This is a genomic window from Streptomyces sp. MB09-01 (genome assembly GCF_033794505.1).
Lineage (GTDB): Bacteria > Actinomycetota > Actinomycetes > Streptomycetales > Streptomycetaceae > Streptomyces.
The window spans coordinates 1-8,058 of the sequence record NZ_JARAYQ010000322.1 but is presented as its reverse complement, the minus strand read 5'-3'; the positions used below and the strand labels follow the sequence as shown (position 1 = coordinate 8,058).

9 protein-coding genes are annotated in these 8,058 nt (G+C 73.4%); all 9 read right to left on the bottom strand.

Translation table 11 applies throughout. From position 1 onward, the window contains the following. Positions 1-33: 33 nt before the first annotated feature. Positions 34-408, bottom strand: a complete 375-nt coding sequence (locus PV721_RS38375; protein ID WP_319732736.1) for a hypothetical protein — start codon at positions 406-408, stop codon at positions 34-36. Between the two features lie 3 nt (positions 409-411). Further along, a complete protein-coding gene (locus PV721_RS38370) occupies positions 412-891 on the bottom strand; it encodes a hypothetical protein (protein WP_319732734.1) in 480 nt (159 codons plus the stop codon). 218 nt (positions 892-1,109) lie between these two features. Further along, positions 1,110-2,564, bottom strand: a complete 1,455-nt coding sequence (locus tag PV721_RS38365; RefSeq protein ID WP_319732732.1) for a DNA cytosine methyltransferase — start codon at positions 2,562-2,564, stop codon at positions 1,110-1,112. Between the two features lie 158 nt (positions 2,565-2,722). After that, positions 2,723-3,964 (bottom strand): phosphoadenosine phosphosulfate reductase family protein, encoded by a 1,242-nt coding sequence (locus PV721_RS38360; RefSeq protein ID WP_319732730.1) that lies wholly within the window; start codon positions 3,962-3,964, stop codon positions 2,723-2,725. Positions 3,965-4,041: 77 nt separating this feature from the next. Further along, positions 4,042-4,443, bottom strand: a complete 402-nt coding sequence (locus PV721_RS38355) for a hypothetical protein (protein WP_319732729.1) — start codon at positions 4,441-4,443, stop codon at positions 4,042-4,044. 138 nt (positions 4,444-4,581) lie between these two features. Next, a complete protein-coding gene (locus PV721_RS38350) occupies positions 4,582-5,142 on the bottom strand; it encodes a hypothetical protein (RefSeq protein ID WP_319732727.1) in 561 nt (186 codons plus the stop codon). A 251-nt stretch (positions 5,143-5,393) separates the two neighbouring features. Next, positions 5,394-6,791, bottom strand: a complete 1,398-nt coding sequence (locus PV721_RS38345) for a hypothetical protein (protein ID WP_319732725.1) — start codon at positions 6,789-6,791, stop codon at positions 5,394-5,396. A 100-nt stretch (positions 6,792-6,891) separates the two neighbouring features. Beyond that, positions 6,892-7,263, bottom strand: coding sequence for a DUF6409 family protein (locus tag PV721_RS38340; RefSeq protein ID WP_319732723.1), 372 nt, complete (start codon positions 7,261-7,263; stop codon positions 6,892-6,894). A gap of 196 nt (positions 7,264-7,459) precedes the next feature. Continuing rightward, positions 7,460-8,058 (bottom strand): hypothetical protein (locus PV721_RS38335; protein ID WP_319732722.1); only part of this gene is annotated, 599 nt, incomplete at its 5' end.

Sequence of the window (8,058 nt, the reverse complement as noted above, 5' to 3'; positions counted from 1 at the left end):
GCGTGGGGGCCGCCGCCCCGCCGGTGGGGTGGCTCAGCTGTTGGGCGGCAGGAACTGCCGGTCCGGCTCGACGCGCCAGGTCAGGCCGGGGAACAGGCGGCGGACCTGCTGTTCGGCCCAGGGCCGGACGGTGTCCCAGGCCTGCTGCGTCGGCTCGTTGGCCCAGGTGTGCCAGCCCTCCGCGCAGTTGGCGATCTGCTCACCGAGTGCGGCCATGAGGGTCTCGGTGGTGATCTCCTCGGGCAGTTCCGTGTTGTTCTCGGTGGTCATGGCGTAGGCCTCGTAGAGGCGCTCGGCGAGGGTCTCGCCGTCGAGGTTGTGCACGGAGGTGACCTGGAGGACGGTGCCACGGCCGTCCGGGTCGAGGACCAGGCAGGTGGAGGGCTGGGGTGCGGTGTTGATGGCCATGGCTCAGGCAGCCAGCTCGAAGCGGCTGGGGCGTTCGCCGCCGCAGTTCGGGCAGGGCTCGGTCTCGTGGTAGTCCCAGCTGCGGCACGCGCAGTCCCAGGTGGAGATGGACCACGTCCACTCCCAGCCGCCGATGCCGTAGAGGCCGTCCTCCTTCCGGGGGTTGATGACGGAGGCGACCTGGGCCGGGCCCTCTTCTTCGAGGTACATCCAGCGGATGTGGAGGACGACTGCTCGCGGGGCGCCGTTGCTGTCGGTTCCTCCGTCGATGACGTGGATGGTGTCGGAGCAGTCGTAGCCGTATTTGGCGGCGTCCTTGAGGGTCTCGGCGGAGAGTAGGCGGACGGTGTCGAGGGTGAAGAAGGGGGAGACGAAGCCGTTCCAGCGGTCGGCCGGGTCGACGACGGCGGGGTAGGCGGGGATTCCGTCGATCGTGACGCGGGTGAGGACGGAGCCGGTCTTCGGGGAGGACGATCGGGTCATGACTCTCCTGGGTGTGAGTTCGGTTGGGTTGGTCGGCTGCCACCCCCGACCATGAGATAACTATACCACGCACGCATCACTTTCACTGTGGGTGCGGCCTCTGATCCCCCGGATTCCCGCAGCTCAGCGGCCGGGGGCGGGGCCGCCCAGAACGTCCGGGACGGCCTTGCCCGGGCGGCGGCGCAGTCGCGTGACTGCGCCGCTCTGCGCGAGCTGGACTACGCGGCCAGGGCCAGCAGGTCCGCCGGGGCGCACCGGCCGCGCTGCTGCGGCACTTCCACCGGTGCCATGGCCTCGGCTCCCCGGTAGACCCGCCCGAGGTAGTCCTCTACCGGCCGGCGCCACGGGCGGCCGGTCAGGGCGCCCAGTACGACCGCGCCGACCGGCGGGCACACCACGTCCCCGATCCGCTGGAAGGCGCTCGTACGCGAGTCCTTACGGGCCGTCGGCTCAGGGGCCCGCCAGGGGTAGGTCGGCAGGAATCCGACCAGCTGTCCTGCCTCGGCCTCGGTCAGCCGGTAGCCGTCCGACTCGCGGTACCAGGTCCTGGCCTTGCCGGTGAGGCACCAGCCGGCCCTGTCCGCGGAGAACGTGTTCCCGCCCTTGGGGCGGCCGTTCGTGTCCAGTCCCCGCGTGCCGCGGGTGTTGACTCGCTCCCCGGGGGCCCAGCCGAGGGCGGCGGCCAGGGTCTGCTCGGCGAACGGCAGGCCGGACCGCACGGATCCGGGGATGCGGCCGTAGCGCACCGCCATGAAGAAGACCCGGCGCCGGTGGGTGGCCACCCCGTAGTCGGCCGCGTCCAGCTCGGCCCACTGCTGCTGGGACCAGCCGGCCAGGGCCAGCTCGAAGCTGACCGCCTCCCGCACCTCTTCGGGGAGGTTCGCGGACTGCTCCATGGCGACCCACCGCAAGGTCTCACCGTGGAGCTGGAGGCCGAGCGCCCAGATCAGCACCTCGGCGACGAGCCCGGCTTCCGGGTCCGGCATGGCGGCCGCCATGGCGCGCACCTCGGCCCACGTCATCCCGGAGCGGTCGCGGTACCCGCCGTGTCCGGCAGCCTCCCCGGCGGCGCGCAGCATGGCGGCGAGGACCTGGAGGGACTGCGCGGTGAGTCCGGCGCGCTTGCCCGCGGTGGACCAGGCCGGGCAGGGCGGGGAGATGATGACGCCGACGGTCCAGCGCAGGGCGGGGTGTTCGGGGTCGAGCAGGGTGATGTCGATGACGATGCGGCGGTGTCCGGCGCGCTCGGCGGTGGCGCAGGCGTCGCCGGAGAGGTCGAGGCCGACGGCGTCGTAGCGGGCGCCGAGGGCTTCGAGCCCCTCGTCCCAGCCGCCGGGGCCGGCGCAGACGCCGATGACGCGCTCGCGGTCGCCCTCGCGGGGGCGCAGGAGCCAGCGGCCCGGCCAGGGCGCGGCGATCTCGTCGAGCTCGGCGAGGACGTCGGCGGGGATTTCGGCGCCGAGGTCGAGCGCGAGGTCGGCGAGGCAGACGGGGCAGGTGCGCTCCTCGAACCAGTCGATACAGATGATGTGACTGTGCCAGTCGGTGAAGCCGCAGCGGGCGGTGGTGTCGTCGTGGTCGGGCAGGAGGTGCACGAGGCCTTCGGCGTCGGTTCCGAGGGCGGTGACGCGGATGGGTTCGGCGATGCGCTCGGCGGTCTGAGCGTTCGTCATGGGCTGCTCCCCTCGGGTCGGCCGGTCCGGCGGCCGCGCGGTGTGCTGTCGGTCGCCGGTCGGGTGCCACTCCCGACCGGCGACACAACTATACTCACAACACATCACGATTTGCCAGGAGGGGCGCGCTTCCCTTCTCTCGGGATCCGTCCCGACGGTCAGGCAGCCAGCGCCAGGGCCAGCCGGCGGAGGTAGTCGGCCGCGGCCTCCTCGCCGACATGGCGCCGCAGCGCGTCCCCGCGCGCCCACACCAGAGGGCCTTCCTCGGCCTCGACGCGGGCGGCCTCGGCGACGATCTCGGCGACGCTGAGCTTCTCCCGGAACTTGTGGCCGATGTGCTCCTCCAGGGCGACGTACCGGGTGGGCAGGTCCAACCCCAGGGCCCAGCACAGCCGTACGGCTCGCACCAGGACGTCCCGGCCTGCGAGCACGCAGAAGACGCAGCTCAGGCGGGGGATGACCGCGTCGTAGACGGGGTGGTACTCCAGGGCGGCGTCGGCGATCTGCTGCCAGACGTCGGCCTCGGAGAGCTCCAGGATCGGGTGCCAGGTCAGGACCATGCGCTGGCCGTTGCTCGCGCGCATGTCGATGGCGAGCGGCAGCTTCCGGGCCCGGGCGGGGGATTCGGCGGCCCGGATCCCGAGGGCGGAGAGGATCAGGGCCTGTCCGTCCAGGCCGAGGGCGTCGGTGATCTGCTTAAACAGTGGGGCGATCTTGTCGCGCTTCAGGGTCGAGGTGCACAGCCGGCGGGCCGCGTCCGGCCACATCTTGCGCTTCTCGACGAGGCCGAGCAGGCCGCGGTCGGCCTGGACGACGATGAACTCAACGCCCCACCGCTCGGCCTGGCGCTGCGCGAGCTCGCGCACTCCGGGCCATTCGGACTCCTCCCCCAGGTCTGCGTGGACCATGACCACCTTGTCCAGGCAGCCGGCCTCGGCGGCCAGGGTGACCACGCGGTACGCGCAGACGAGCGAGTCCTTGCCTGCACTGGTGGAGACGAGGATTTTGTCCGCGGCCAGGATGAGCTCGCGGGGTGTCTCGGCGAGCTCGCCGAGGAGGGCGGCCGCGACGCCGGACCGGCGCCGGCCGCCGGTTCCGCGCCCGGGGGCGTGCGGGGTGTAGAGCGCCGCGAGGGCGCGGTTGGCCGCGCGGGCCGCGGTGAAGGTCCGGCGGACCTTGGCCCGGGCCTCCTGCTCGCGGCGGGCGAGGCCGGCATGGGCGGCCTGCGCGGCCTCCAGCTCGTCGGCTTCGGCCCGCAGTTGCGGATCACGGGTGATGCGGGCGTGTGCGGCGGCGGCTGCTTTGGTGGCCCGGGCGCGGGCGCGGCCGGCGGCGGTGTACGCGGCGTCAGCCTGGTGGGCGCGCCGGATCCCCTCCAGCAGCCGGCGGCGGGTGCTCATGTCCATGGGTCTCCTCGCGGTTCGGGGTGGTGAGTTCGGCGCCGGGCGGCTGCCACTGCCGCCCGGCCAGGGGTGGATCAGAAGGTGCAGAACCGGCGTGCGACCGGCGGGATGTTGCTGCGGCGGCGCCGGCTGAGCCGCTCGGTCACCTCGCGGGCGCAGCGGGCGGCGTCGGCGGCCGCGTCGAGCAGCGTGGGGGAACCGTCGACGAGGGTTTCGAGGTAGGTGCCGTCGGCGGCGTGCAGGTGCGCGGACCAGGGTTCACGGTGGTCGGCCGCGGGCCGGTCGGCCCGCTCGCCGGCGTACATCAGGACGTGCGGGACGCCGTAGGCGGCGTCCTCGTCGTGCGGGGCGCGCGAGTCGGCGGCCATGATCAGGAAGGTCATGCCGCCCTCCTCCCCGGGGAAGGCGCGGCGGCCCAGGGCCGCCAGCTCGGCGAGCAGCAGGTCGCCTTCCGTGGGTTCGTTCCGGATGGTCATCGTGTTCCTTTGCGTCGAGCGGGTGGGGGCGTGTTGCCGTACGGGCCGTTGTCGTGCGCAGGGGGCGCCTGGCCCCGGCGCCCGGCCCGAGGTGGGGCCGGGCGCCGGGACGCGGGGGGCTGTGCGCCCCGCGATGTACTACTGAGCGACGGTCGGCCGGTTGCAGGGGCGGGCGTTGTCCACGGCGACGGCGGCGGCAAGGCGGACCCAGTTCAGGTGGAGCTTGAATGCGGCTTCCAGGTAGAGCGCCGCCGCCTCCGGCCGCTCATCGGCTCCCGTCAGGTGGCGCTCGTGCAGCAGCTGGAGGGCAACGCGCAGGCGGGTCTCCTGTGCAGCGAGCTGGGCGCTGACGGGGTGCAGGAGCCGGGGCAGTTCGAGGGTGCCGAACACGGCGCTGGTGACGTACTGGCCGAGGCAGTCGGGGAGCCCGGTCGCCCTGTTCTGGACGATGACGTCTTCGGCGATGGAGAGGAGCAGGGAGGCGTCGAAGGGGATCGTGTTGGTGATCACGACACCGTCCAGGACCTGGGGGAGGTCGGTCTCGAAGGCCAGCGCGACGTCGTCGAGGAGTTCGGCGACCGTGGTCAGCGCTTCCTCGGCCGGGTGGTTGAGTACGGTCCTGCGTCGGGCGATACCGGCGATGGCGCGGGCGCGGGCAGCTGCGTGCAGGGCGTTGGGGAGCGGCGTGCGGATGATCATGTCTCTCCGAAGGGTCCGAGGATGTGTGTCCGGTGCGACCGACTGCCACCGTCGACCACAAGATAACTATACTCATCATTCATCACTTCGCAAGGGTTCGCCGTTGCTTCCCGGCAGAAATCCGCAGACGACACCGGGGGTGCTGTGGGCGGCCCCCCGCCAGCGCGCCGCCTGGGCGCGGCTCCCCGGACGCGCGATGGCGGCGGAGGGGAAGGAGAGCCGCCCGGCCCCGTGGGGCCGGGCGGGGGCCGTCAGCAGGCAGCCTCGGGGTCCTCGGCCGCCGGCAGGGGCTCCCATTCCAGGGAGCGCGCGGTCTTGCGGGACCGGCCGTCAACGGCGACGGTCACGCCGTCCCGGTACGCCCGGGCGCCGGTCATCCGTACGTCCGCCGCCTCGACGGTGCCGGTCTGGCCGCTGGCCACGTGCCGGACCCGCTCGCCGACGGTGCGGACCAGGTCCGCTTCCCGCAGGCGCCGCGCGCCGAGCCGGTGTCCCGCCTGCTGGACCAGGCGGCCGCCGCGGGTGGCCAGGGCGGCCGCGAAGGCGGCGGCCGAGTCGGGAGCCTCGACCCTCAGGAAGGAGCGGCCCTCGGGCAGGCCGGTGTGGGTGATGGTCCAGGTGCCGGTGATCGCGCCCCGGTCCTGCTCGGCGGCCGCGCCCTGCGTGGCTGCGGCCTCCAAGGTCGGCACGTGCCGGACGAGCAGGGACGGGTGGTCACCGGGCTCGACGAGCCAGCCGTCGGTGCGCTCGAACAGCTCCTTCGCGACGCACAGCGCGGTCAGGGGCGGCCGCCCGTCGGCGCCGGTGGTCAGCTTGCCGTCCTCGACCCAGCCGACGGTCAGGCGGCCGCTGGTGCCGTCCGGCCGGACCCAGTAGCCGGCCACCTCGCCGAGGTCGTCGGGGCCGGTGACGTCGGCGAGCGGCTGTCCGGACAGGGCGGTCACCGCGGCGGCGGCCGCCGAGTGTTCGGCGTCCTCGGGCAGTACGCCCGTACCGGCGGCCGGGGCGGCCTCGGCCGGACCGGCGGCGGGCGGCGGAACGTGGACGGCGTTCCAGGAGCGGGCGCCGTACTCGGTGAGCTTGACCAGGCCTGCGGCGTGCAGGCTCCGGACGGCGGTGAGGTTGTGCCCGTATCCGGCGCCGATCGCGCCGTCGCGCTTGACGACGGCGTACACCCGCCGCTGCGGCTCGGTCAGGGCGTCCTCGGCACGCTTGCGGTTCTCCTGGGCGTTCAGGAACTCGGCGCACTCCTGGGCGCCGGCCTCGGTCTGCCAGTCGCCCGAGACGACCAGGCCGGAATTGTTGACGACGTCGAAGCCCCCGCCCGCCGCCGGGCGGACGGAGTACAGGGCGAGAGGCGCGCGCTCCTCGGCGGGGACCGGCTCCGTCTGGGTGGACGTCTGGGCGGCAGTCGTCTTGCGGGTGCGGACCGGCTTGGCCTGGACGGCGACTTCCTCGACGGCGACGTTCTTCCAGCCCGCGCGCTCGGCCCTCCGGGCCGCGTTGGCGACGTTGGCCGCGGACATCGACCAGGTGTGCACGATACGGCCCGCGCCCTCGCGGCGGTCGACAGTGACCGCGTGGGTGTATTGACGGGTCTCGCTGGTGCGGGTGCAGCCGGTGGAGGCGACGAAGGTGGTTCGGGCCATGACGGGACTCCTTGCGTGTGTGTGTTGTCGGTGCTGGTCGGCTGCCACGGCCGACCAGCGGGCGGGGCCGGGGGCGGTGGTGCCGCCCCCGGCATCGGGCCTACTGGCCCAGGCGGATCGCGCGCTTGCGAAGGCCCGCCTTCTGGATCCGGTACCGCGCCTTGGAGAACTGGTCGAGGTCCCGCAGCCACCGGTGGAGGCGGATCAGCGTGCGCTCGGACATGTCGTCGACCGTGCCCACCACGGTGGGCTCGCCAACGAACGCGAATCCGAGGGTCCTCGGCGCGAACGAGGGGGCGCCGAGCGTGTAGAACCACACCTTGTATCCAGCCTTCGGGTCGTTCTCGTTCCAGAGGCCGACAACGATGGCCCGGCGCTCGCCGGTGTTCTTGCCCTCGTCGTAGCGGGGGGTACGCACGACCGTGCCCGGCTCCAGAACGGTCTGGACGGTGGAGGCGGTGGCGACGGTCATGTGAACTCCCTTGGAGAGTGGTGGGGATGTCGGCGGGAATCCCCCGCCGACAAGAAAACTATACTCACTATTCATCACTTACGCAACCCTGCCGCCGCCCTCAATCTGACTGCCCGTCAGATTTGTGGGCCGGTCCGGCCGGCACCCTCCACCGAGGCCCCGCCCGGCCGCGCGCTCCCGCGTTGGCCGGGACGGGTCAGCGGGGTGCCGCCGCATCCCCTGCAGCCACTTCGGGACCGGCGGAGCGGCCGGAGGCCGAGAGGCGGGCCACCAGCTGACGGACCGCACGCGGCCCTGCGGCGCGGGTCCCTGGCGCACCGCGCCCGTGCAGGTGGACCGTAGCGCGCAGGATCTTCCCGGAGCGGGCGCCCACCTCCATCCACCCCCATGCGCCTTCGGGGCCGGGCGCGGCCAGAGTCACGTGGTGACGCCGGGTGGAGGGTCGCCACACGGGAAGCAACCCGCGTTCCGTGGCCAGCGCCACGACCGAGCGCGTGTACGCGTTGAGGCCGTGCGGCACGGCGGGCACGCCGAGGTGCAGCACCCCGCCGCGCATGGCGAGCAGGACGCCGAACGGCAGGCGCGCGCGAGGGTCGGCAGGGTCGCGGTACGGAAGCCGCCCGCGCGCGGGGCAGCGGGTGCACAGCAGGATGTCGGCGCGGTCGCTGTCACCCGGCACGAGGCGGGCGGCGGGATCCGCGCACTCGGGGCAAGGGGCGGTTCGCCAGTCGTAGGAGTCGGCGGCGGGCACGTGGCCTCCAGGGTCGAGAGAGGGTGGATTGCCCCGGGCGGGGC